The 23,898-nt window shown below is 43.5% G+C and carries 24 protein-coding genes and 1 riboswitch; of the genes, 17 read left to right on the top strand and 7 right to left on the bottom strand.

Annotation, left to right across the window (positions count from 1 at the left end; translation table 11 throughout):
• The first annotated feature begins 87 nt into the window (after window positions 1–87).
• Window positions 88–465: a hypothetical protein gene (locus AC0VX7_RS20115; protein WP_475425613.1), complete on the top strand. Its 378-nt coding sequence runs from the start codon at window positions 88–90 to the stop codon at window positions 463–465.
• A gap of 10 nt (window positions 466–475) precedes the next feature.
• Window positions 476–838: a cupin domain-containing protein gene (locus AC0VX7_RS20110; protein WP_475425612.1), complete on the top strand. Its 363-nt coding sequence runs from the start codon at window positions 476–478 to the stop codon at window positions 836–838.
• A gap of 34 nt (window positions 839–872) precedes the next feature.
• Here the strand turns inward: AC0VX7_RS20110 and AC0VX7_RS20105 are convergent, their stop codons facing one another.
• The 3 genes from AC0VX7_RS20105 to AC0VX7_RS20095 all read right to left on the bottom strand — a co-directional run bounded on the left by AC0VX7_RS20105 (window position 873) and on the right by AC0VX7_RS20095 (window position 3,092).
• Entirely contained in the window at window positions 873–1,649 is a 777-nt protein-coding gene (locus AC0VX7_RS20105; protein ID WP_475425611.1) for an STAS domain-containing protein, read from the bottom strand.
• A 109-nt stretch (window positions 1,650–1,758) separates the two neighbouring features.
• A complete protein-coding gene (locus AC0VX7_RS20100) occupies window positions 1,759–2,262 on the bottom strand; it encodes a DoxX family protein (protein WP_475425610.1) in 504 nt (167 codons plus the stop codon).
• A 314-nt stretch (window positions 2,263–2,576) separates the two neighbouring features.
• Window positions 2,577–3,092 carry a DoxX family protein gene (locus AC0VX7_RS20095; protein WP_475425609.1) on the bottom strand — a complete coding sequence of 172 codons (516 nt, stop codon included), beginning with the start codon at window positions 3,090–3,092 and terminating at the stop codon, window positions 2,577–2,579.
• Between the two features lie 200 nt (window positions 3,093–3,292).
• Here AC0VX7_RS20095 and AC0VX7_RS20090 point away from each other — a divergent pair, with 200 nt between their 5' ends.
• From AC0VX7_RS20090 to AC0VX7_RS20070, 5 genes are all read left to right on the top strand, one after another.
• On the top strand, window positions 3,293–4,480 hold the full coding sequence (locus AC0VX7_RS20090; RefSeq protein ID WP_475425608.1) for an MFS transporter: 1,188 nt from the start codon (window positions 3,293–3,295) through the stop codon (window positions 4,478–4,480).
• 194 nt (window positions 4,481–4,674) lie between these two features.
• Window positions 4,675–6,060, top strand: a complete 1,386-nt coding sequence (locus AC0VX7_RS20085) for an MBL fold metallo-hydrolase (protein WP_475425607.1) — start codon at window positions 4,675–4,677, stop codon at window positions 6,058–6,060.
• Between the two features lie 520 nt (window positions 6,061–6,580).
• Complete coding sequence (locus AC0VX7_RS20080; protein ID WP_475425606.1) at window positions 6,581–7,279, top strand: winged helix-turn-helix domain-containing protein; 699 nt, start codon at window positions 6,581–6,583, stop codon at window positions 7,277–7,279.
• Window positions 7,269–8,675: a sensor histidine kinase gene (locus AC0VX7_RS20075; protein ID WP_475428211.1), complete on the top strand. Its 1,407-nt coding sequence runs from the start codon at window positions 7,269–7,271 to the stop codon at window positions 8,673–8,675. Before AC0VX7_RS20080 ends, AC0VX7_RS20075 begins: the two co-directional genes overlap by 11 nt.
• A gap of 61 nt (window positions 8,676–8,736) precedes the next feature.
• Window positions 8,737–9,720, top strand: a complete 984-nt coding sequence (locus AC0VX7_RS20070; RefSeq protein ID WP_475425605.1) for a Gfo/Idh/MocA family protein — start codon at window positions 8,737–8,739, stop codon at window positions 9,718–9,720.
• Between the two features lie 37 nt (window positions 9,721–9,757).
• On the opposite strand, the gene AC0VX7_RS20065 is transcribed toward AC0VX7_RS20070, so the two are convergent.
• Entirely contained in the window at window positions 9,758–10,813 is a 1,056-nt protein-coding gene (locus AC0VX7_RS20065; protein ID WP_475425604.1) for a lactonase family protein, read from the bottom strand.
• A gap of 257 nt (window positions 10,814–11,070) precedes the next feature.
• Between AC0VX7_RS20065 and nadE the strand changes: the two genes are divergently transcribed.
• Window positions 11,071–11,892, top strand: a complete 822-nt coding sequence (nadE, locus tag AC0VX7_RS20060; protein ID WP_475425603.1) for an ammonia-dependent NAD(+) synthetase — start codon at window positions 11,071–11,073, stop codon at window positions 11,890–11,892.
• A 46-nt stretch (window positions 11,893–11,938) separates the two neighbouring features.
• Here nadE and AC0VX7_RS20055 read toward each other — a convergent pair whose 3' ends face one another.
• Window positions 11,939–12,283, bottom strand: coding sequence for a hypothetical protein (locus tag AC0VX7_RS20055; protein ID WP_215033737.1), 345 nt, complete (start codon window positions 12,281–12,283; stop codon window positions 11,939–11,941).
• Window positions 12,284–12,535: 252 nt separating this feature from the next.
• Between AC0VX7_RS20055 and AC0VX7_RS20050 the strand changes: the two genes are divergently transcribed.
• From AC0VX7_RS20050 to AC0VX7_RS20040, 3 genes are all read left to right on the top strand, one after another.
• The gene (locus tag AC0VX7_RS20050) at window positions 12,536–13,873 is read left to right on the top strand and encodes an outer membrane protein assembly factor BamB family protein (RefSeq protein WP_475425602.1); all 1,338 of its coding nucleotides are present in this window, start codon (window positions 12,536–12,538) and stop codon (window positions 13,871–13,873) included.
• A gap of 211 nt (window positions 13,874–14,084) precedes the next feature.
• A riboswitch (cyclic di-GMP riboswitch) is annotated at window positions 14,085–14,169 on the top strand.
• A gap of 265 nt (window positions 14,170–14,434) precedes the next feature.
• Window positions 14,435–14,659, top strand: coding sequence for a hypothetical protein (locus AC0VX7_RS20045; RefSeq protein WP_023626729.1), 225 nt, complete (start codon window positions 14,435–14,437; stop codon window positions 14,657–14,659).
• Window positions 14,660–14,929: 270 nt separating this feature from the next.
• Window positions 14,930–15,265 carry a phosphoribosyl-ATP pyrophosphohydrolase gene (locus AC0VX7_RS20040; protein ID WP_475425601.1) on the top strand — a complete coding sequence of 112 codons (336 nt, stop codon included), beginning with the start codon at window positions 14,930–14,932 and terminating at the stop codon, window positions 15,263–15,265.
• Between the two features lie 42 nt (window positions 15,266–15,307).
• On the opposite strand, the gene AC0VX7_RS20035 is transcribed toward AC0VX7_RS20040, so the two are convergent.
• Window positions 15,308–15,823, bottom strand: a complete 516-nt coding sequence (locus AC0VX7_RS20035) for a DoxX family protein (protein ID WP_475425600.1) — start codon at window positions 15,821–15,823, stop codon at window positions 15,308–15,310.
• A 257-nt stretch (window positions 15,824–16,080) separates the two neighbouring features.
• On the opposite strand from AC0VX7_RS20035, the gene AC0VX7_RS20030 reads away from it, so the two are divergent.
• From AC0VX7_RS20030 to AC0VX7_RS20005, 6 genes are all read left to right on the top strand, one after another.
• Complete coding sequence (locus AC0VX7_RS20030) at window positions 16,081–16,533, top strand: DinB family protein (RefSeq protein WP_475425599.1); 453 nt, start codon at window positions 16,081–16,083, stop codon at window positions 16,531–16,533.
• Between the two features lie 91 nt (window positions 16,534–16,624).
• A complete protein-coding gene (locus AC0VX7_RS20025; RefSeq protein WP_475425598.1) occupies window positions 16,625–16,843 on the top strand; it encodes a hypothetical protein in 219 nt (72 codons plus the stop codon).
• 823 nt (window positions 16,844–17,666) lie between these two features.
• Window positions 17,667–18,062 carry an HIT family protein gene (locus tag AC0VX7_RS20020; RefSeq protein ID WP_475425597.1) on the top strand — a complete coding sequence of 132 codons (396 nt, stop codon included), beginning with the start codon at window positions 17,667–17,669 and terminating at the stop codon, window positions 18,060–18,062.
• A gap of 232 nt (window positions 18,063–18,294) precedes the next feature.
• Window positions 18,295–19,989, top strand: a complete 1,695-nt coding sequence (locus tag AC0VX7_RS20015) for a serine hydrolase domain-containing protein (protein ID WP_475425596.1) — start codon at window positions 18,295–18,297, stop codon at window positions 19,987–19,989.
• 52 nt (window positions 19,990–20,041) lie between these two features.
• Window positions 20,042–22,165, top strand: coding sequence for a glycoside hydrolase family 3 protein (locus AC0VX7_RS20010; protein WP_475425595.1), 2,124 nt, complete (start codon window positions 20,042–20,044; stop codon window positions 22,163–22,165).
• A 109-nt stretch (window positions 22,166–22,274) separates the two neighbouring features.
• On the top strand, window positions 22,275–23,537 hold the full coding sequence (locus AC0VX7_RS20005) for an exo-beta-N-acetylmuramidase NamZ family protein (protein ID WP_475428210.1): 1,263 nt from the start codon (window positions 22,275–22,277) through the stop codon (window positions 23,535–23,537).
• Between the two features lie 44 nt (window positions 23,538–23,581).
• Here the strand turns inward: AC0VX7_RS20005 and AC0VX7_RS20000 are convergent, their stop codons facing one another.
• Window positions 23,582–23,794, bottom strand: coding sequence for a methionine aminopeptidase (locus AC0VX7_RS20000; RefSeq protein ID WP_475425594.1), 213 nt, complete (start codon window positions 23,792–23,794; stop codon window positions 23,582–23,584).
• Window positions 23,795–23,898: the final 104 nt, after the last annotated feature.

Below are 23,898 nucleotides of genomic sequence, written 5' to 3'. Positions count from 1 at the left end.
ATGAAAGGCCAATCCAATGCCGGATTGGTCTTTTTCTGTATTCATGAATATGAAATAAATGGTAATATGATGATGGGAGGGGAGTGCATGGCTAAAAGGAAATTACTTGTATCATTAATTTCCGTTCTGGTGAGTGCCGTCCTTTTAACATCATATTGGGCGTACCATCACAAGATTCTGTCCGGTAATTTTGACAAATTGACCATCAGCGGCATGGAAGGCACAACAATCCAGGTTATAAAAGACAGGGACGAGATTGCAAAAATCATATTAGACATTAATGAAAGCCCACGGAATTTCAAGTATGATAGGGGCTTAACATACGATTATTTACCGCACGGCATCATGACCTTTGAAAATAGAACTGAAAAAGTGCAAATTGGCTTGCTTTTAAAAAACGGAAAGACGATTACAAAGTATTGGGAAATTGATACGGAGTTTCCTTTCGGAAATACATCAGAATAGGGGAGAGGCAATGATGGAGAAGGTAAATATCAGCGAAAAGTTCTCGCTTTTCACTGACTATTGGAGTCCGAAAATCGCCGGTGAGATTAATGATATGCATGTTAAATTCGCCAAGCTGAAAGGTGAGTTCATTTGGCATAAGCATGAACATGAAGATGAGATGTTCCTCGTCATAAAAGGAAAGCTGTTGATAAAGTTCAGGGATGAGGACGTGCACCTGGGGGAAGGGGAATTTATGATTGTACCTAAAGGTGTGGAGCATCTTCCCATTGCGGAGGAAGAAGCGCATGTCATCTTCTTTGAACCCAAATCAACTCTTAATACGGGTGATGAAGTGAATGACAGAACAGTTTCTAAACTTCCATCGATATAAAATAAACGGCTCGGTCCAATGACCAAGCCTTTCTTCATTCACTAATTTTTACAAGTTGGAATCCAGTTTCTTTCCACACATAGCGGATTCCATGGACAAATGTATTGAAGGTCGGTACATCAACAAGCAACCCATTCAGTACGATTGATTTGGCCATTTCTGGACGTATTCCTACATAAATCGATTGAACACCCATAAGCTTAAGGGCATTGATGACCTGCTGCAGACGGAACGCGATGGGTGCATCCAGTTCATCTGAAACACCGGTAAAGTCAAAAATGACATATTGATTTCCTTGCTGGGCGCTGTGTGAGAGGATTTTTTCCTCCAGCAGTTCCAGTCGATCTTCAGTCAATTTTCCCATAACCGGAACAAGCACAGCAGTGTCAACTGACAGCGGGATGACAGGCATATCAAGAACTTGAAGCTGTTTCCTGTTTTCCTCCAGAGTTTCTTCGAATTCGGTTACATCTTTCCACGTAAGGATAAATCCGCTTTCCTTGCCATCATTGTTGGTTAGTCGATCAACCATAATCTCAGCCGAGAATTTGTTGAACAAAGAAATGCTAGCAGAGTGAGGGAAATTTCCTCCGGCCAGGATATTCTGTTGACGGCTGCCAGGGAACTCTCCCAGATTCCTGCCGATAAATTCCGTTGGATCATTGATTCCAACATAAGGGCTAATTTGCGCCAATAATTGCATCGCCGTATCATTGATAAAAACGATTTTGTAATCTTCATTAGCGATTAAGATATTTTCATTGATTTTATTTAAAAGTTGGTGAGTTTCTATCGCATCGAAATTGAACAAAGGAATCGCTCCTTTTCTAGTAGGCATACTATGTAAAATTATAGCTAAGTTTTCCAATTGGGACAAGGAATAGAAAAAGCCTCCTGCAAAAGCACAGGAGGCTGACAATTCATTTAGTGGCTGTATTCTTTTTGAAGAAAGTTTTTCGAATATATGGTATTACCCAGTGGTCCAATCCATATCTGCCTGCGTTATAACCAGCGAAGAGGATGATGAATCCGAAGAAAATATCTGTTGGATTGTGGGATACGGTTCCGGCAAGGAAGAAGCTGAAGTTCATCAGTAAACCGAAGAACATGGCGGCAGTTGTCAGACAGCCAAGGATGAGTCCCAAACCGACAAGGAATTCACCGACCGGTACTATGAAGTTGAAAAGCTCAATGTTCGGCAGCGCGAAGTTTTCCAGAAAAGAGACATACCAGCCATAAACCATGTTTCCATCAGGACCTTTTACCGGATTGGCGACGGCATTTTTCAAATATCCAGTTGCGTCAAAACCCTCCCCGGTCATTTTATGCCATCCAGCAACCATCCAGTTGTAACCTAGCCAGATACGTATAAAAGTCAAAATTCCGGCGGCAACATTATTTTCTCTCAACCAATTTGCGAACATATCAATCGCTTCCCTTCAAGGATGAATTATTATTTGATTACACTACAATATATTGACTTAATAAATTTAAATGCGTGCTGGAAGTCTTTGTTCACAAATTAGCAAAAACATATTGTCAGGATTTTGAACACTTGTAGAAGGTGATAACGGTAGAAAAGGTGAGAGAAACAGATGTGGAGGAGTAACGTGAAAATAGCGGGGGGAACACAAGCGGAGGACCAACGGAAAAAAGGAATCAGTCATGATATCAGGCAGAGGAGATAACGGCAAAAAAAGAGCCAGGCAAATGCCAGGCTCTCTGTTAATGATTTAAGTTAAACTGCTTTATGCGCAGTTTCAGCTTCTCTTTTGAATACAGTTTTACGGATGAAAGGAACCACCCAGCGGTCCAGACCGTATTTGCCAGCGTTGTAGCCTGCGAACAGGATGATGAAGCCGAAGAAGATGTCAGTTGGGTTGTGAGATACTGTTCCGGCAAGGAAGAAGCTGAAGTTCATCACTAGACCGAAGAACATTGCAGCAGTTGTCAGAGTACCAAGGATCAAACCAAGACCAATCAGGAATTCACCTAACGGAACGATGAAGTTGAACAAATCGACATTTGGAATCGCAAAGCTTTCAAGGAAGTTCACATACCATCCATATACCGCATTTCCGTCTGGACCCTTTACTGGATTCGCTACCGCGTTTTTCAAATATCCAGTTGCGTCAAAGCCTTCACCAGTCAATTTTCCCCATCCAGCAGTCATCCAGTTATATCCGAGCCAAACCCTAATGACAGTCAACAGGCCAGCAGCAATATTGTTTTCTCTTAACCATTTAGCGAACATATAAATCGCTTCCCTTCAAAAATAAGTAATTATTGATTACACTTACAATATATCAGAATCCGAAATAAAAATGATTGGTTTGTGAATCTGTTCACAAAAACGCTACAACAAATTGACGGATTGTTGAACACGAACCCTGAAAAGAAGAAATGTCGGCTACAGTGCCTAAGCAAAGCGCCTAACAGAAAGGATGAAAACAGATGGATCAACAATCAGGAGCAACTCAACAAAACCCGGGCACTGAGAAAATCTGGAGCAGGGACTTTTTATTCATTTTCCTTGCTAACTTTTTTATTTTCCTTGGATTTCAAATGACATTGCCGACGATTCCATTGTTTGTGGAGCAGCTAGGTGGAAATGACCAGCTGATTGGTTTCGTCGTAGGGATCTTTACTTTTTCAGCATTGCTTGTCCGTCCTTTCGCAGGGCGCATGCTTGAAACTAAGGGGAGAGGCTTTGTTTACTTGATTGGACTGGCGATATTCGTGATATCGGTGGGCTCTTTTGGTTTTGCAGTCAGCATCGCCTTCTTGTTTCTAATGAGGGTAGTGCAGGGAGTTGGCTGGGGTTTTTCTACTACTGCTTCTGGCACAATTGCTACAGATTTAATCCCACCCCGCCGCAGAGGGGAAGGGATGGGCTATTTTGGGCTCTCCGGAAACGTTGCGCTTGCGATGGGCCCGACTCTCGGACTGGCACTCGCTGAAGTCATTACATTTAAACAGCTGTTTTTAGGTAGTGCCTTTCTCGGCCTGACAGCTTTCCTACTAGCATCAAGGATCACGTATAAAACAGTTGAAAAAAGCGAGAGGGAAGTTGAGCGGCGCAAATGGGATGTATATGAGAAATCTGCTTTGCAGCCATCTTTATTACTCTTGTTCATCACGGTGACTTTTGGAGGAATCGCATCCTTTCTACCACTCTATTCCGCCCAGAAAGGTATTGAAGGAATCCAGTGGTACTTTTTTATTTTTGCGATGGCTCTGATGCTGTCACGATCCTTTGCCGGCAAGCTCTATGATAAAAAAGGCCACGGCGCGGTTTTCCTGCCAGGGACTTTATTAATCATGATCGCAATGATCCTGCTGGCATGGCTGCCGAATAGCCTTGTTATGTTCATCGCCGCGGGGTTATATGGATTCGGCTTTGGATCCGTCCAGCCGGCACTGCAGGCATGGGCCGTCCAGGATGCGCCAATGAATCGCAAGGGAATGGCGAACGCAACCTTCTTCTCCTTTTTCGACTTAGGCGTTGGCGTTGGGGCAATGGCTTTTGGGCAAATCGGCCATTGGCTCGGATATGGCAGCATCTACATTGCTTCAGCCATTTCCGTTTCAATCTCGATTATCTTGTATATTTTTATGGGAAGAAGAACTTTGAGAAATTAGACCTGTTCCATACCGGAGCAGGTTTTTTATTTGAAGCAAAGGGCGATACAAAGTAAAATACAGTTGTAGGTATATATTGGAATTAAGGCAGCGCCCACTGGCATATTTTATGGCTTTTGAAAAATATCGTGCAGGGTATAGAGAAGTATAGACTTCACGAACCTATGAAAACAAAAAATGCAGGAGGAATCGTTATGTATTTCAAATCTTTTTTTGATGATCAGTTAGCACATATGTCTTATTTAATAGGCTGCCAAAGAACGGGTGAAGCGATTGTCATTGACCCGGCAAGAAATATCCAGCCTTACCTGGAAATTGCGAAAAAAGAAGGCTTCAATATTTCAGCCGCGACAGAAACTCATATTCACGCAGACTATCTCTCGGGTGCAAGAGAGCTTGCCCACCATCATGGTGCTAAGCTTTATGTATCAGACGAGGGTGATAAAGACTGGAAGTATCAATATGTCGATCAGTATGAGCATGAATTGCTGACAGAGGGATCGACTTTTAACATCGGGAATATTTATTTCGAAGTTATACACACGCCGGGTCATACACCGGAAAGCATCTCATTCCTATTGACTGACAAGGGCGGCGGTGCTAATGAACCGATGGGCATTTTCACCGGTGACTTCCTGTTTGTTGGCGATGTTGGCCGTCCGGACCTTTTGGAAAAAGCAGCAGGCATTAAAGATACATCTGAATCAGGGGCACGCCAGATGTTCGAATCACTCCGCAAAGTGGAAAAGCTGTCGGACTTCCTGCAGGTATGGCCAGCTCATGGCGCAGGCAGTGCATGCGGAAAATCCCTCGGCGCTGTTCCAATGTCCACTTTAGGCTATGAGAAAAAATTCAACTGGGCTTTCCAAATCAATGAGGAGGAAAAGTTCGTAGAAGAGCTGCTTGCAGGCCAGCCAGAACCTCCAAAGTACTTTGCCGAGATGAAAAAGCTCAATAAAGTTGGACCAGAATTGTTGCGTCGTGAAGAAACCCCTAAGGTGTCACTATCTGACGCTGGCAATGCAGCAGTCGTCGACACCCGTCCGGCAAATGAGTTCGCGGAGGGACATGCAGAAGGAACAATCAATATTCCGTACAACAAATCCTTCACGAACTGGGCAGGATGGTTATTAAGCTATGATCAGGACATCGTGCTGATTGCTGATCCTGAAAAATTACCTGATGTGGAAAAATCCCTGCAGTCAATCGGACTTGACCAGGTCACAGGATATGTTGATCCGAAAGAGCTCGGGGGAAGCCTGGAAGAATACAAGACCGTAAAGGCCAGCGAGGCAAAAGAACTAATGGAAGACGAGAACTATTTCGTCATCGATGTCCGCAACCAGAGTGAGTGGGACAGCGGCCATATCCCGGGTGCCCACCATCTGATGCTCGGAAACCTGACTGACAACCTAGATAAGGTTCCTAAAGACAAAAAGATCATCGCACACTGCCAGTCAGGCGCGCGCTCCGCAATCGGCACAAGCCTATTGCTGAAAAACGGCTACAAAGACGTAGTCAATCTCGAAGGCGGCTACTCCGCCTGGGAACAAGAAGGACTCCCTGTTAAAAAAGATTAATGAACCTAGAGCCAGCTCATGTGATGAGCTGGCTTTTTTACATTTAATAAGTGTGAGCTTTGGTTGCAAGGATTAATAGAATCGTATTGGCGCCAGTTTTAGTGAGAATATGAAAAAAGAGATCACTAATGAGGTGTGTTGGGGCCTTGATTTGTAAGAATCTAGGGGAAAGAGGTCACCAATAGAGCGTAATGGCGCCTTGATTTGTAAGAATCTAGGGAAAAGAGATCACCAATAGGGCGTATTAGCGCCTTGATTTGTAAGAATCTAGGGGAAAGAGGTCACTAATAGGGCGTATTGGCGCTTCAAATTGTAAGAAACTACAAAAAGGGCTATCCATTAGACCTGAACATTGTGAAGGCTCATGTAATTTAACCTGAATTTTGAATGATCCCTCTTAAAAGATGAACAAAATATGACCAACCTATTAAATAATCTGTAACAACGGGCTTAACAGTTGATTCTGCTTGCGTTGCGCTATAATTTAGATATAACAGATATCGGATAAGAGGGGATTGCGGTGAAAATATTAGTCATAGAGGATAACGAAAGTGTCTGCGCGATGATCGAGATGTTCTTTTTAAAAGAGGGAATCGAAGGAAGGTTTGTGAATGATGGCCTCCGAGGTTATGAGGCTTTTAAAAGCGAAGATTGGGATCTGCTGATTGTCGACTGGATGCTCCCGGGCATGGATGGTGTCACCTTATGCAGGAAGATCAGGCAGGAGGGCAGTGATGTGCCCATCATCATGCTGACTGCGAAGGACAGTGAGTCGGATCAGGTGCTCGGACTGGAAATGGGTGCGGATGATTATGTGACTAAACCCTTCAGCCCGCTGGCTTTGATGGCAAGGATCAAGGCTGTGGCCCGCCGCTATCAAAAGCAAAAACCAGAAGAGAACAGTGAAGTTGGGACAAGTCTGCTTAAAGTCAATAAGGAAACACGTGAAGTGACGCTGGCTGGCAAACCAGTTACTAACCTGACGCCGAAGGAATTCGACCTGCTTCTCTTTTTCGCCCAGCATCCCCGCCAGGTTTTCACAAGGGAGCAGCTTCTCGAACGCGTATGGGGATATCAGTTTTACGGAGACGAGCGTACTGTAGATGTCCATATCAAGCGTCTGAGGAAAAAGGTGGGTACGCCTGAACAGCCATTGTTCCATACTGTTTGGGGCGTCGGTTATAAATTCGATGAGTCGGTTGATGGGAATGAAAGTTAAGTATATTTACCAGCAGTTCATCAGCCATATCAGCATCATCATCGTTGCTTTCCTCATTCTGAGCCTGGTCTTCACACAGTATGTGGAAACCCTCGTTTATAAAAACAAGACCGAGGAGCTGATTTCCTACGGAGAAAACATCCTCCGTGATCTCGATCGTGGCAGTGAGCGCCCTGACCAGGTGATCAATCAATATGCCCGCGTTCTTTTTGGCCGGGATATCCAGTTCAGTGTGTTTGATGAGAATATCCAGCTCCTCAATCCAATCAGATGGAGAGGACCGGCGATTGAATTAACGGAGAGTGAGTGGAGCCAGCTTACGAAGGGAACACCGATTGTTAAAAACTATGATCTCGAACGCTATGACAGGGCCGTGACCCTGGTTGTTTTGCCATATGTGGATCGTGGTAATTTCGTTGGCGGCATTCTACTCACCTCTCCAATCAGCGGAACACGGGAAATGATCACGGAAATCAATAAGAACTTATTTTATACAATGCTGATTGCGCTCGCCGTATCGTTCCTGCTGAGCTGGGTGCTGGCGCGCATCCATGTCAATCGGATCAAAAAACTCCAGGAAGCAACATCGGTCGTTTCGGCAGGGGATTATACGATAAAAGTTCCGTCCTCTGACTTCGACGAAATCGGAGAATTGGCGAATGATTTTAACAGTATGGTAAGCAAGCTTAATGAATCAAAATCTGAGATTGAAAATCTGGAAAACAGGCGTCGCCAGTTCATGTCGGATGTATCTCATGAATTGAGGACACCGCTCACGACAATCAGCGGAATCATCGAAGGGTTGAGGAATAATATGATTCCAGAAGCTGAAAAGGAGCGTGGCATCAATCTGGTCAGCCAGGAAACGAGACGGCTGATCCGGCTGGTGAATGAAAATCTCGACTATGATAAAATCCGTTCAAATCAGGTACAGCTTTTTAAAGAAGATATTGAATTGATTGAGGTTCTGGAAATCATCCAGGATCAGCTCGGATTGCAGGCGGAGGAGCGCAATAACACCATTGAGATTGAAGCGGAGGAATCCGCAATGGTATATGCCGATTATGACCGTCTTGTCCAGATTCTCATCAATATTACGAAGAACAGCATCCAGTTCACTGAAAATGGGGTAATCTGGCTTCGCGGCAGGATGGATGGGACCAAAACCGTGATCGAAATCGAGGATACAGGGATCGGCATTGAACCTGCTGAGATCGAAAAAATCTGGCATCGCTTTTACAAAGCAGATATCTCAAGGACGAGCAATCCGTTTGGTGAGTTTGGGCTTGGTTTGTCGATCGTCAAACAGCTGGTACAGATGCACGACGGAAAAATTACCGTTGAAAGCGAGCATGGAAAAGGGACAAAGTTTGTGATTGAGCTCCCTTTTCGATAAGATGAAAAAAGAAGCTGCGGGCATTGCCTCCAGCTTTTGCTATTTGGAAAGGATGAGTTTTATGGTGCGTTTTGGTGTGGTAGGTACGAATTGGATTACAGAAGCTTTTATAAAAGGTGCTAGTCATCATGAGGACTTTCAGCTTGCAGCAGTTTATTCGCGTACAGAGGAACGCGCTGCGGAGTTTGCGGGAAAACTCGGAGTAAATACCATTTTTACTGATTTAGAAGAGATGGCGAAAAGCGATGTGATTGATGCAGTCTATATCGCGAGCCCGAATTCTATGCATGCAAGCCAGGCAATCACGTTCATGGAAAATGGCAAGCATGTGCTGTGTGAAAAAGCTATCGCCTCCAATAGCAGCGAGCTGGCAGAAATGATCAATACTGCTAAGAATCATAATGTTGTTTTGATGGAGGCACTAAAATCAACACTCATGCCTAATTTTAAGGCGATACAGGAAAGCTTGCATAAAATCGGCAAGGTCAGAAGGTACTTCGCAAGTTATTGCCAGTATTCTTCCCGTTATGACAAATATAAAGAGGGAACAGTGCTGAATGCCTTTAACCCTGAATATTCGGCAGGTTCCTTAATGGACATCGGCATTTATTGCATCTATCCGCTAGTAGTCTTGTTTGGAGAGCCAAAATCGGTCCAGGCGAATGGCTATGTACTGGAGTCGGGGGTAGATGGGGAAGGCAGCCTGATATTGAAATACGATGAGATGGATGCTGTCATCATGTTCTCGAAGATCACTGATTCTACGCTTCCATCCGAAATTCACGGCGAGGATGGCAACATCAGAATCGATAAAATCAGTAGCCCTGAAAAAGTGGAGGTAATCTATCGAGATGGCAGAACCGAAGATATCTCCAGAGAACAGCTAACTGACAATATGTTTTATGAAGCTGAGGAATTCATTACTTTGATTCAGCAGAGGAAACAGGAATCTAACAATAACTCGCTGGAGAATTCAAGAATTACGATGAACATCCTCGATGAAGCAAGATCGCAAATGGGAGTCCGATTCCCGAGTGATAAATAAAAGGGAAGGTGCACAAGAGGCACCTTCCCTTCTTCTTTTAGTAATTTAAAAACTTCACGCATACCGGGTCTGGAACTTTTACATCAGCCTGCAATAATGTCAATTTGCCTGTTGCTTCGTCGCGTGAGTAGAGAGCGACATTGCTAGAATTCTGGTTTGTCGCAATCAAGAACTTCTCACTAGGATCCAGTACAAAATCCCTTGGCCAATTTCCTTCTGTTGAAGTGTGTTCAACAAAGGTAAGCTCATAGCTTTCAGGAGCCACGCTAAAAACCGCTATGCTGTCATGGCCGCGGTTGGCAGCGTAGACGAATTTCCCGTCAGAGGAAATATGGATGGCGCTTCCCTGGTTGTTTTCAGCGAAATCAGCTGGCAGAGTGGTGATTGCTTGAAGCTGTTCAAAACTGCCATCTTCGGAATTATATTTTAAGACAAGAACCTCTGAACTGAATTCTGTCATCAAATAGGCAATTTTATTGTTCGGATGGAAAACAAGGTGTCTTGGACCGCTTCCAGGCGCTACATCCAATGCGCTTTTCTCAATCAACTGGCCGTTATCCAGGGAGTAAGTGATCAACTGGTCGATGCCAAGATCGATGACTGCTGCGTACTTCCCATCAGGAGTAAAGCCGGCATAATGGGTATGCGCTTTTTCCTGACGCTCATCAGGACCTGAACCTTCATGGACGGCGCTTGATAAAGCGGCCTCGATACTGCCATTTTCAGGATTTAGCAGATACGAATCTGCAGATCCTTTATGATAATTCGCAGATAAAAGCAGGTTGTTTTCTCTGTTCACGCTCACATGGCATGGAGATGCTCCTGCGGAAAGCTGGGTATTAATGAACGATAATTGTCCTGAATCCTTAATGCTGAATCCAGCCACGCCACCACTTCCTCCTTCCTTTGCCACTGCATATAGGAAGCGGTTATCTTCACTGATTGTCAGGTAGGTTGGATTTTCAAGCGCTGCTGCCGCCTTCACATCAATGATTTTTCCATTGGTTGCATCCAGTATAAAAGAATAGATGCCCTCACTATCACCTTTTGTATATGTACCGAAATAGCCTGTGAATTTTTGATTAGCTGCCATTGTGAATGCCTCCAATTTGATTAAGCATTTATAGTCTAAGTTATAGTCTAGCAAAAAAATCTTGTCGGACAAAATGTTACGAACAACAAGCTAATGGGTAAAATAAAGCGTGAACACATTTAATCAGGATGTTAGATTTCCTGACCAACGTCTGGACTTTAAACTTTTTAAGGGATATGCTCTTTTTATAATGGTGTTCTAACCTAAATTAGCAAAAGAGCATGATGAATAGTTAATAGTGATTTAGGAGGTTTATAATGAGTTTGCAAAAACAGATCATAGAAGCGTTGAATGTCCGTCCGGAAATTGATCCTCAGGAGGAAATCAGGAAGAGAATTGACTTTCTGAAGGAGTACTTACAAGTTTCAAAAGCAAAAGGGTTTGTTCTTGGAATTAGTGGCGGCCAGGATTCCACCCTTGCCGGAAGATTGGCCCAGCTCGCAGTGGAGGAACTGCGCTCAGAAGGTACAGAGGCCAAATTCGTGGCGGTAAGACTCCCATATTCAGTGCAAAAAGATGAAGATGATGCACAGAAAGCGTTGAAGTTCATCCAGGCTGATAAAACGATCACTTTTAACATCCAGCCGGCGGTAGACACTTTCAACACGCAGTTTGAAGATGCAATCGGCGGTAAAATGACCGATTTTAACAAAGGAAATGCGAAGGCACGCATGAGGATGATCACGCAATATGCAATTGCCGGTCAAGAAGGATTGCTTGTGATTGGTACCGACCATGCAGCAGAGGCCGTTACAGGTTTCTTTACAAAATATGGTGATGGCGGAGCTGACTTGCTGCCACTATCTGGCCTGAACAAGAGACAGGGAAGGGAGCTGCTTAAAGCATTGAATGCAGAACCAAGATTGTATCTCAAAGAGCCGACGGCCGACCTTCTCGACAACAAGCCGCTCCAGGCAGATGAAACCGAGCTTGGTGTGAGTTATGAAGCAATCGATGATTATCTAGAAGGAAAGCAGATCGACGAAGCAGATGCAGCAAAAATTCAAAAAAGATATCTTACTTCACAGCATAAACGTCATATGCCTGCATCCATGTTTGATTCCTGGTGGAAGAAATAAGATAAAAGAAGCCTGGCTGATATTTTTTATCAGCCAGGCTTTCATTTTACTCCGATTGAGCAACTGCAAATTGTGGTGTTTCTTCTTTTTCAGTGACTTTTTCAATTTTATCGGTGAACATTTGGAAGACTCTTTTCTTCTCTTCCAGCTCCTTGATATATTCCTTCAAATCATTGAACTTTTCCTCAAATGGCTGATGGTACAACTCGCGGATCTTCCTGTTCAAATCAGGGTTGACGGTTGACTGTACAACCTGCTTTGTAATGTTGAATTTATATGTATACACCTTTAGCTCATTCTTCACTTCTTCATATTCCGTATCAATCTCTTTAAGAATCTCTTCAATCTCTGCTTTCCATTCATCTAGCGACATCTTAACATGCTGTTCCATACGGATCCTCCTGCCATTCGCCTGTAATAAAGCTTCTTCCCTCTATTCTAGCAAGTGAATTTTACATGGAGATTGCTGCTATATTACATTGTTAAAACAATCCTGCTTTGATTTGGTAATTATTAGAAGACTATTGTAAGCGGTTTTAGGAGGAAGCTAGTGGGAATTATAAAAACCAGATGATGGCCCCTGAGGTATTTTTGATAAGCTTCACTTGCTCTGGGAAAAGTTCACAATCTAAGGAGGAGAGAGATGAAGAAGTTCAAGGTGATTCTGGGAATGATGATGATACTTGGTTCAGGTTCTTTTGTCCAGGCACAGGAAAAAACGGCCCCGTATGGTCCTGAAAACTGGGAGCAGTACCGGCTGGAAATAAGCAACAATGCGGTTTATTCTAGTGATGATTCAAGGGTAATTGAGCAAACCTATACAACCGGTGACGAAGTAAGGGCGAATCCAGTCGTCGTTGGCAACAACCTGTATGTCGGAAATCATAATAGCGGCGACCTATATTCTTTCAATCTTTTTTCAGGAGAGGTTAATTGGAAGACTTCGGTACCAAATTGGATACATACCGATTCCATTTATCATGACGGACTATTATATGTTGGATATGGCAATCGAAAGTTCGAGGATCCTTTTAAACAAAAGGTAAGAGGTACAGGAGAAAGCGGGGTTGCTGCTATAAATGCACACTCAGGCAAAAAAGTATGGGAGTTTAAAACTCAGGGTGAGGTGATGCCAGCACCTGCATATCATAACGGAATGGTTTACATTGCGACAGGAGATAGTCATCTTTACGCTTTGGAAGCGAAGACAGGAAAGCTGCAGTGGGATTTGAAGCTGCCAGGCTGGGCAAGCATGTCCTCACCACATATTAAAGAGAATATATTATATGTAGGAGCATTGGATAAGCTTGTTGCTGTCGATTTGAAAAAGAAAAAAATTATTTGGAAGCAAGGCAAACTGGGCTCTGTCACAGATGTTCCACCGGCAGTAGCAGGGGACGTTGTGATAGTGACTGGCGCGAAAATGAACTTAAAGCTGAATAAAAAGCAGTTATGGGAAAAATATCGTGAAAATATGCCGAACAAGGCCTTCGAGGCTTCTCAAAAGGAAAAGATGATATATGGTGAAGCTGAAAACTATCATTTTATTTACGCTTTTAACAACAAAACCGGTGATCTATTGTGGATGGACTTGATGGGTACAGGACCTGACCAGAAGGTGCCAATTCCGCATACAAATACATCAGGAGCCGTCACCATTGAAGGAGAATTAGCTTTCGTAGGAAGTCCGTACACCAAGTCACTAATGGCTTATCATATTCCTACTGGAAAAAAAATATGGGAGTATCAAACGGATGCTGGAATCAAGGGAGCACCGGCCGTGAAAAATGGTGTAGTTTATGCAGGTGATGTCAAAGGGAAACTTCATGTCGTGAAGGCTGATACAGGAACATTCTTGAATTCAATCAAGTTTGGAGGTCCTTTATCACCTGGCGGACCGGTGATCATCAATGAAACCTTGTTCATCGGCAGCCAGGATCAAAATGTATATGCAAGACCGTTGTCTGAGTTAATGCCGTAAGAGATGAGGACCGTCCTTTGTTGACGGTCCTTTTTGGTGGGGAGATCCATAGGAATCAATAGTACTATTGGTTTCAACAACAGCAATTAGGGTCAGTCATCATCGTGCTCACTCCACTGAAATAGAACAGTATAGGTATTAAGACTTATATTTGTAATTAATTGGCGAATTTTGTTGAAAAAATGGTCCTTAAGATTTATATTTTAATTAGAACTGAAAAAGGCAAACTTATCGAAAGGTAAGGACGCAAAGCCACGAGTCTAAGGCGTTTTAGCTAGGATCGTCGGGTTGCCAAAAAAGATCGGATGTAAATAAGAAGATAGGTAAAAGGGTTTATTTTACCGCTTGTAGAAAAAAATCCGCCATCTTTTTGGGGATTTTTTTATTTGGAATGTCCCCTTTCTACTCAATATTGCAAAAAGAACTAAATTTCACGTTTGCCGATTGCGAGAGAGGATAAATAATACTTAAGTAACTTGACAGGACGAAATAAAATAATCCTTTTGGCAGGTTTGGTTTTATCACATAGGATTAAAAATTTAACGGAAGGTGGAGGAATCGTTGACTGTATTATTTGGAACGGTAGAGTACTTCGAACGGGAAATTGAGTTTCATTTATCAGAGGTTGAAAAAAGAGAGCGGCTGAAAGAAGAAATCAATCAAATTCAAATGAAGCTTGAAGAAGAGCTGCTGAATGATTTTATCTGCGACGAGAAGCTAAGAATGGAATGCCTGCAGAATCTATCAAATGCCTGCAGTAAATTAACTGAAGATTATGTAGTTTGAAACAAGATTGAAGCCTGTGGACCGATCCACAGGCTTTTTCTATTATTCTATTAATTTTTTTATTTTAAGGCTTGTTAAAGCCCAATGTTGTTTTAAATCCCAGTTGATTGTAGTTGAAGACGCCTAGTCTCTCTCGGACTGCCTGTGCAAAGCGAAGCGCCTGGAACGAAAATCAACAACCTAGTTTAACAGAGCCTTATTTTAAAAAAGTGTTTGAACATCTCGATTAAAGGTTATGTTTATCAATAGGACAGCTAAAGGGGAATCGACATGGAGAAAAAGGAATATAACAAGCTTGTTAGAGACTATTTTCCGGATTTGATGAAGGAAGAAGGCAAGAATGTAGAATTTGAAATTTTGGATGGAAGTCAATATAGTGAAAAACTTATGGAGAAGTTCAATGAGGAGGTCGAGAAGTTCCGTAATGCTGGAACGGACAGGCTGCTGAGTGAGATCGTCGACTTGCTTGAAGTGGTATATGCGATTGCCGATCATCGCGGCATCACGGAATCTGAAGTGGAGTTCATGCGCCAGCTTAAGAAGAATCGAAGCGGCGGCTTCAGGAAAAAGATCATGCTCAAAACAATTGAGGAAAAATCTATGTAAAAAATGCCCTCTGCCTAATGGCAGAGGGCATTATCTATATTGTTAAGCAGATTTATGAGCAGCTTCTGGTGTTTGTTTGAAAACAGTCTTGCGCATGAAAGGAACCACCCAGCGATCTAAGCCATATTTACCAGCGTTGTAGCCTGCAAACAGGATGATGAAGCCGAAGAAGATGTCAGTTGGGTTGTGAGATACTGTTCCGGCAAGGAAGAAGCTGAAGTTCATTACCAGGCCGAAGAACATGGCAGCAGTTGTCAATGTTCCAAGGATCAAACCAAGACCAATTAGGAATTCTCCTAATGGAACAATGAAGTTGAAAAGTTCGACATTCGGGATCGCAAAGCTTTCAAGGAAATTTACATACCAACCATATACTGCGTTTCCGTCTGGACCTTTTACTGGATTGGCAACTGCATTTTTCAAATATCCAGTTGCGTCGAATCCTTCACCAGTTAATTTTCCCCATCCAGCAGTCATCCAGTTGTAACCTAGCCAAACACGAATCACAGTCAACAGGCCAGCAGCAATATTGTTTTCTCTTAACCATTTAGCGAACATCTAAATCGCTTCCCTTCAAAAATTAATAATTAGTACACTTATAAGATATCAAAGCAATTTATGGAAATCTGTGAAAAAAGTGTGAAGACACATATCAGCCATAATGTTATGAACAAATTTTGTCAAAGGATTCCCTTTAATGGAATATAATACCTAAAGGGGTATTTATGAGATTAATCCTTTTTCCTTGCTGCATATATTGGAAATATATAGAATAAATATATGACGAAGTACAAGCTGGAAAGGGGAAGGGAAATATGAGCGAGCTCTTATTTAAGCAGTTTGAATTAACAAGAGGTTCTTTTTTAAAAAACATTGAGGTCATCACTGAGGAACAGGCAAGTGTGCAGCCAGAAGGATTCAATAATAACATCCATTGGCACATCGGACATGTGCTGACAGTTACAGAACAGTTCATGATGGGATTCCCGAAAAAATCAAATCATCTTCCTGCTAACTACATAGAATTATTCGGAAATGGTACCCGGCCTTCTGAGTGGACTGGTGATGTTCCTACTGTCGATGTTTTGCGAGACCAAATGAAAGCCCAATTGGGGAGGATCAAGGAAGTTCCAGCTTCGATGCTGGATGAGAAGCTTAAGAAGCCTTTCCTGGGACTGGAGACTTTTGGAGAGCTTGCGAACATGGCTTTATTTCATGAGGCTTATCATCTTGGCCAAATCCACGCGATGAGAAAATTAGTAAAGTAATATAATGGCAGGGTCCGATTTTGGGCCCTGTTTTTTGAAACCTGTTATCACTTTTTACGTATTAGTAAATAAGGGAAGGCAGGTGTGAGAAATGAGCAAGGATAAGGATTCAATGATTCTTAGAAGGTGGCTCATCATATTTATTTCTTTTGCGGTAGCTGGAGCTCTGTTCCTTTTCATTGACATCACGTGGGTCAAAAAGACACTTTCAGTCATCATGCTGGTGATCGGTTTTGTCGCTGCTGGGTTTGTATATCAGTTTTATGAGACTTGGCTTAATAAATTAGGTAAAAAAAGTAATGGAAAATAAAGACTCACTTCGTTAATCGAAGTTGGAGCATCAAATGATATAAGGGAAAAGTTGCTGATATAGGTGGGTTTGGAAAGCAACAGCCAATGAACTAGTTTTTTCACTCTAACTTGGAAATTCCGCAAATGATTGACTGGTTTCAAGGTGTAGAAACGTAAAGCTGTCAAGAAAACGCATTTATTATGACAGGTTTCAGGCTGGAGAGCGCAAAGCTGTCAAGAAAACGCATTTATTATGACAAGTTTCAGGTTGTAGAGCGAAAAGCTGTCAAGAAAGAGCGTTTATTATGACAGGTTTCAGACTGGAGAGCGCAAAGCTGTCAAGAAAACACATTTATTATGACAGGTTTCAGGTTGTAGAGCATAAAGCTGTCAAGAAAACGCATTTATTATGGCAGGTTTCAGGCTGGAGAGCGCAAAGCTGTCAAGAAAACGCATTTATTATGACAGGTTTCAGGTTGTAGAGCGAAAAGCTGTCAAGAAAGAGCGTTTATTATGACAGGTTTCAGACTGGAGAGCGCAAAGCTGTCAAGAAAACACATTTATCATGACAGGTTTCAGGTTGTAGAGCATAAAGCTGTCAAGAAAACGCATTTATTATGACAGGTTTCAGGCTGTAGGGCATTAAGCTGTCAAGAAAACACGTTTATTATGACAGGTTTCAGGCTGGAGAGCGCAAAGCTGTCAAGAAAACGCATTTATTATGACAGAATTCAGGTTGTAGAGCATAAAGCTGTCAAGAAAACGCATTTATTATGACAAGTTTCAGGTTGTAGAGCGCAAAGCTGTCAAGAATAAGGTGACGGGAATGGAGGCCCTAAAACATGTACCAGGAAAATTGCCCATATTGCAATGTGAATGCAGATGAAGAGCAGCAAATCGTACTGGAGAATGAATCCTGTTATTTTATCCAAAAGGAGTCTGAGCAGCAGGTCCTGCAGGGGAGCGGGCTGATTATCCCGAAGCTTCATAAGCAGGATGTCTTTGAGTTATCAGACCAGGAATGGGAGGATTCCCGGGATTTGCTGCTTGGCGCAAAGAAGATACTCGATCAAAAGTTTGCTCCCGATGGTTACAGTGTAGGCTGGAATACGGGAAGGGCAGGAGGACAGTCGATTTTCCATGCCCATTTGCATGTCATACCGCGATTCAAGGATGAACCTTTGGCAGGCAAGGGAATCAGGTATTGGATCAAACAAAAGGAGAATAAACGGAAATAATTCATTAAGTATGATGTTGGGAAAATTTCCGCGAAATTATTTGAATATTTTAACAAAAATGATTCTAAAATCCCGGGAGAGCAGTCCCGGGATCTTTCTATTTTTCAGGAGGGTTGGGTCTATAGTGGTATAGACATCTATACTGTCATTTAGATAGTCTAAGGTTACAACATGAAAGCCTTTTCAAAGTTTACTAGATTAAATGGAGCAATAGCTCGGAAAAGGAGGAAACATGAAGAACAAATCATTGTCGATTGCGTTAGCAGCAGTTCTCGGTACAGGAGTGATGATTCCAGTGTCATTTGCTGAAGGCAATCAGGCACCAGGGGCTTCAATTGAACAGCGGGAGGGCAAAGGTGGCTTCAAGGAAGTCCATCCTGTATTTTCATGGGACAAGCCAGGCCCTTTATCGCCAGTCCTTCATAAAGGATCGGTTCGGGGAGCAGGAATGGTACAGCAGCCGCTTGACGATATTGACGGGCATATGGAAAAAATGATTGCTGATGGCGTGATGCCAGGTGCTGTGGCGTTTGTCGCTCGCCGTGGCCATATTGTGAAGCAGGAGGCCTATGGTTTTGCCTACCAATATGAAGATGACCAATTCACTGAATCTAGTAATCCAATCAAGATGGAGGAAGATACAATTTTTGACCTTGCCTCTATCAGTAAAATTTTCACCACCACAGCAGCGATGATTTTATATGATCAGGGAAAATTCGAGCTCGATGACAAAGTTTCGAAGCATATTCCTGAGTTCGCTGCCAATGGAAAAGGAGACGTCACCATCAGGCAACTTCTTACCCACACATCTGGTTTCACTGCATGGGTTCCTCTTTATACAAAAGGAAGCAGCCGCGAAGACAGAATGAATATTGTGTTAGAGCATCCATTAAATAATGAGCCGGGGAGTACTTATACATACAGCGATCTCAACATGATCACGCTCGGTCTGTTAATCGAAAGGCTTTCAGGCCATCGGCAGGATGAGTTTGTCAAAAAATATATAACGGAGCCTCTGGGAATGGCAGAAACAATGTACAATCCTCCTTCATCACTGAAAAAGCGAATCGCAGCGACAGAATACCAGCCATGGACGAACCGCGGAATCGTCTGGGGTGAAGTCCATGACGAAAACGCGTGGTCGCTGGATGGTGTTGCAGGCCATGCAGGTGTGTTCTCGACTGCAGAGGATCTCGCCAAGCTTGCGCATATGTATTTGAATGACGGCCGTTATGGCAGCGAAGTCATTTTAAAGCCAGAAACAGTGGACATGATCATTGAAAATCAAATTCCAGAGTTCCCTGGTGATGATCATGGATTAGGCTGGGAGCTTGCCCAGGGTTGGTTCATGGATGCTTTATCTGAGGGTTCAGCGCTTGGTCACACGGGATATACCGGTACTTCGATTGTCGTCAACAGGAATAATGGCACTATTGCGATTCTGCTCACCAACAGGGTGCATCCAAGCCGAAGCACGGTTTCTACGAATGTTGCGCGGAGGCAGCTGGCAAGACAGGTTGCCGATTCAATCCCGGTAAATATTCCGGATGGGTCAGCCTGGTTTTCAGGATATGGAGACAAACTCCAACGCAAGATGACAGCAGAGGTAAAGCTTGAAAAGCCTGCTAAACTATCATTCGACACATGGCATCGGATTGAAGCGGATGCTGATTATGGCTATCTGGAGATCTCCGAAGACGGTGAAAACTGGGGACAAGCAGCTATTTTTACAGGCAGCAGTGTCGAATGGGATAAAGCGGAGGTTGAAATACCGGCAGCGACCAAGCACATCCGTTTCCGCTACCAAACGGACAGTTATACAAATGGCCGCGGCTGGTATGTCGATAATATTAGACTGGTAGCTTCTGATGGTAAAAAGGTTGAGCCTGATTTTTCAGGAGAAGGCTGGGAGCAAAGAACTTACTAACTTTAGTAATTCTCAATAAATTGGATAAAATATGCAAAATGGAGGAGATACGATGAAGAAACTCAGCAAGCTTATGCTCTATTCACTAGTGATCGTGCTGGCTTTTTCACAAATACTGCCCGGCATTTCTTTAAAGAAGGCTAATGCCGAGGAAAAGAACCAGATGGAGGACCTGGTGATTTACGAAAACGTTCCAGAAGCGGAAGCAGCAGTAAAAGATGGGACCATTCAATTGAAAGCACTCCATGTGTATTCAGAAGGACATTTCATGCTGGCATCTGAAAACCTTAAATGGGAATCGGCAAATAAAAATGTCGCAACAGTAGACGAAGATGGAAATGTGGAATTCACAGGGCAGAATGGACGGACGTTCATTACAGTGACAGACGGTACTTTCGAAGACCGGATCGCACTCGATTATAAAGTGAAACCATCCTCTAAAGAAGAAGGGGAAAAAGGCAAGCCTTCATCCGAAGCCGCTGTCATCAAGCAGGATGGCCAGCGCTATGATTTGATTGGCAATGCAATCAGCAAGATGACCCTGGAGGAAAAAACAGGGCAAATGCTGATGCCTGATTTCAGGACCTGGAAAGGTGAAAATGTAACGGAAATGCTGCCGGAAATTCAGCAGCTCGTGAAAAAATACCATTTAGGCGGAGTCATCCTTTTCCGTGAGAATGTAGTAACAACAGAACAGACGGCACGCCTGGTATCTGATTATCAAGCTGCAGCTGAAAAATTCGGCCTGCTGCTGACGATTGACCAGGAAGGCGGTATTGTTACAAGGCTTCAATCTGGTACAGATATGCCAGGGAATATGGCATTAGGCGCAACACGTTCACCAGATATCGCTTATAACGCAGGCAACGCGATCGGCGAGGAACTGGCGTCTTTGGGAATTAACATGAACTTTGCACCCGTTATGGATGTCAATAATAATCCGGACAATCCGGTCATCGGAGTCCGTTCATTTGGCGAAGACCCACAGCTTGTTGCTGACATGGGTGTAGCGTACACGAAAGGGCTTCAGGCTGCAGGTGTCGCAGCGACAGCGAAACACTTCCCGGGACATGGGGACACGGCGGTCGATTCCCACCTTGGATTGCCTGAAGTTCCACATGATAAAGAACGCTTGAAGGAAGTCGAATTGTACCCGTTCCAAAAGGGAATGGAAGCAGGTATTGATGCGATTATGACAGCACATGTCACTTTCCCTAAAATCGATGGAACAAAAGCAATCTCCCAGAAAACCGGGGAAGAAATCGCGATTCCGGCAACACTTTCATACAAGGTCCTCACAGAACTGATGCGTGAAGAAATGGGCTATGAAGGTGTCATTACGACAGATGCGATGAACATGAAAGCCATCGCTGACCATTTCGGCCCTGTTGATGCAGCCATCCGCGCGGTAAAAGCAGGTACGGATATCGTGTTGATGCCGGTCGGTCTTGAAGAGGTAGCAACAGGTCTTCTGGAAGCAGTGAAGATTGGTGAGATTAATGAAGAACGGGTAGAAGCATCTGTTAGACGCATTTTAACCCTGAAGGTAAAAAGAGGCGTGGTCAAGGAAGAAACTCCTGTCTCGGTCGAAGACAAGATTGCAAATGCAGTGAAGGTGGTTGGCTCTGCTGAGCATAAGCAAATTGAAAAAGAGGCAGCTGAGAAATCAATCACTTTGGTTAAAAATGGTGCGGGATTGCCTCTAAAGCTGGATAGTAGTGAAAAAATCGTCGTTGTGGGCAACACTTTTATAAGCAGTCTGGGTGATGCGATTAAAAAGCGCCATGAAAATACAACCGTCATCTCATCTTCAACTTATAAGCTGACTGAGGATCAGTTGGAATCAATTAAAAACGCCAACGCGGTGGTAGTCGGCACTTATACTTACAATGTATCAGGCCGTACACCTTCTAGTGCTCAGATGGCAATGGTCAACCAGATCATTAAGCTTGCAGATGCTCCTGTTATCGGTGTTGGCATCCGCAATCCATACGACATTATGGCTTACCCTCAGATCGACGCGTACCTAACCCAATACGGTTTCCGTCCAGCAAGCTTTGAAGCAGCGGCCGGAGCAATATTTGGAGAATTCGCGCCAACAGGAAAGCTGCCTATCACGATTCCTGATTATAATGGCGGAGTCCTTTACGAATTCGGTCACGGATTAACCTACTAAAAAGTAAATAGGCGGGCTTCGTGACAGGGGCCTGCCCTTGGTTTTAGTAACAGTAAGGTTCATCGCAAAATGATAGTCTTAAAATCTATTAAAAACAGGAGTGATCATGTTGAAAAAATGGCTGGCAGGATTATTGACGACCGTCCTCATTCTCTCTTCACTGACCATTGCATTGGCGAACCATGATAGCGGGCAGGGCAAGAGCCAGGACCTGAAAAAATTCAAGGTTGGTGCAGAAACATTGCTACAAGACCACAAGGATTTGATCAAAGGCAAGCGAGTCGGACTGATTACGAATCCTACTGGAGTAGACCAAAATCTGACCAGTGTAGTCGACCTGCTTTTCAACGATCCTGATGTCGAGCTGACAGCACTTTACGGACCCGAGCACGGCGTACGGGGAAGCGCCCAGGCTGGTGCTTATGTCGAGTACTATATCGATGAAAGGACGCAGCTTCCTGTATACAGCCTTTACGGCCAAACGAAAAAGCCAACCCCAGAAATGCTTGAAAACATCGATGTCCTTTTGTTTGATATTCAGGATGTAGGTACAAGATTCTATACGTATATTTACACAATGGCTTATGCGATGGAAGCGGCAAAGGAAAATGATATCCCATTCATCGTGCTTGACCGTCCTAATCCGCTTGGCGGACATAAAGTGGAGGGACCCGTCCTTGAAACTGAATATAAATCCTTTGTTGGGAACTATGAAATCCCTCTTCGACACGGCATGACGGTTGGCGAGCTGGCAAGGCTTTTCAATGAGGAATTCAATATTGGTGCTGACCTGACTGTCGTTGAGATGGACCGCTGGAAACGCACCATGGATTATGATGATACGCCGCTTGAGTTTGTCATGCCTTCACCGAACATGCCAACACTGGATACAGCATTCGTCTATCCGGGAGCCGCATTGATTGAAGGAACGAATGTATCTGAAGGAAGAGGCACGACAAAACCGTTTGAGCTGATTGGGGCACCATTCATCAATTCCGATGACCTGTCCACAAAATTGAACTCTTTGAATCTTCCAGGGGTTAAGTTCCGGGCAGCTTCATTCACTCCGACATTCTCAAAGCATGCAGGCAAACTGTCACATGGAATCCAGATTCATATTACCGACCAAGATTCGTTTGAGCCGATTGTAACAGGCCTCCATATTGTAAAAACAATTCACGATATGTATCCTGAAGATTTCCAATTTCGCGCTGAAGACAGCAGGGGAATTTCCTTCTTCGATCTTCTGACAGGAAACGGCTGGATCAGGGAAGAAATTGAAGCCGGAACATCAGTGGAAGACATCCAGGCTATGTGGGAAGCTGAATTGAATGAGTTCAAGCAGGTGAGAGAAAAGTACCTTCTCTATTAATTAATTGATAGAAAAAATGGCCGCTGCACAAGCAGTGGCCATTTTTAGGTCGTACTGTTGTTCCAATCTGTATATAATCCACTGCCGCTGCAGCCAGGACATTCGTATGGAGCTGCGTAATAAACAAACTCATTCGCGGAAAAAGCGTAATATCCTCTGCCATGGCAGTCCGGGCATTTATTCTGGTCCTTCATAGTCGTAAGGTGATTTTCGTATCTTGCATTTCTCCATTGGTTTAGCGCATTAAATAACCCCATTCTTTTACACCTCCACTTCTATGCATAGTTTGGAGAAATAATTACTTTATTATGTATAGTTTATGGAGAAATTTGGTTTTTGACCCGGTACTAGCACATTACTT

The organism is Mesobacillus sp. QJM3NY_10, from assembly GCF_056173465.1.
This window is presented reverse-complemented; position numbering and strand designations above follow the sequence as displayed.